This window comes from Parafrankia sp. Ea1.12 (assembly GCF_900465275.1).
GTDB lineage: Bacteria > Actinomycetota > Actinomycetes > Frankiales > Frankiaceae > Parafrankia > Parafrankia soli.
This window is the reverse complement of the sequence record NZ_UBIZ01000722.1, coordinates 1-772: the sequence shown is the minus strand read 5'-3', so window position 1 is coordinate 772 and position 772 is coordinate 1. Positions and strand designations below refer to the sequence as shown.

The 772-nt window shown below is 78.0% G+C and carries 1 protein-coding gene; it reads left to right on the top strand.

What is annotated here, in order from left to right:
- A partial coding sequence (locus tag FMEAI12_RS35965) for an FAD-dependent oxidoreductase (RefSeq protein ID WP_200835528.1) occupies positions 1-627 on the top strand: 627 nt, incomplete at its 5' end.
- Between the last annotated feature and the right edge of the window lie 145 nt (positions 628-772).

Here is a 772-nt window from a genome sequence, read left to right as displayed (position 1 = left end):
TCCCCGCCCCTGGTCGCCGACGCGGTGATCCTCGCGGTTCCCGCCGGCGCCGCGCGTGATCTCCTCTCCCCGATCGCCCCGCACGCGGCCGCGCCCCTCGCGGGGGTGCCGTACGCGTCGGTGGGCCTGGTCACACTGCTCTACCGGGGAGCTGTACCGCCGCCCGGCAGCGGCCTGCTCATCCCCGCGCGGGCCGGCCTGTCGATCAAGGCGGTGACCTACCTGTCGGTGAAATGGCCGCACATCGCCCGCGGCGGCGACCTGACGGTCGTGCGGGCCAGCGTGGGCCGCGCCGGCGCCGACGACGACCTGCGGCGCGGCGATGTCGAGCTCGCCGGCGTCGCCGCCGCCGAGGTCGCCCAGGTCACCGGGATCAGTGCCCGTCCGATCGCCAACCGGGTCAGCCGCTGGGGCGGGGCGCTCCCGCAGTACCTGCCGGGGCACCTGGGCCGGATCGCGGCCGTCCGGCGCGCGCTGCCGGCGGGCATCGCGCTCGCCGGCGCCGGCTACGACGGTGTGGGCATCCCGGCGTGCATTCGTTCCGGCGAGGCGGCCGCGGCGTCGGTGGTGGGCCAGCTGCGGCCGGACGGGACGCAGGCGGCGGAGTCCGAGCCGGCGGGTGCCTGACCCGCGGGAGCCTGGGGCGGAGGGCGCACCGCGGTGGTGGGCGCCCCCGCACCCCGCGACGGTGGGCCTGGCTCGCTCGCCGACCCGCGGCCGGGGTGGACAATGGTGGCATGTCAACTGGCGATGACGTCCAGCGCAGCGGCAC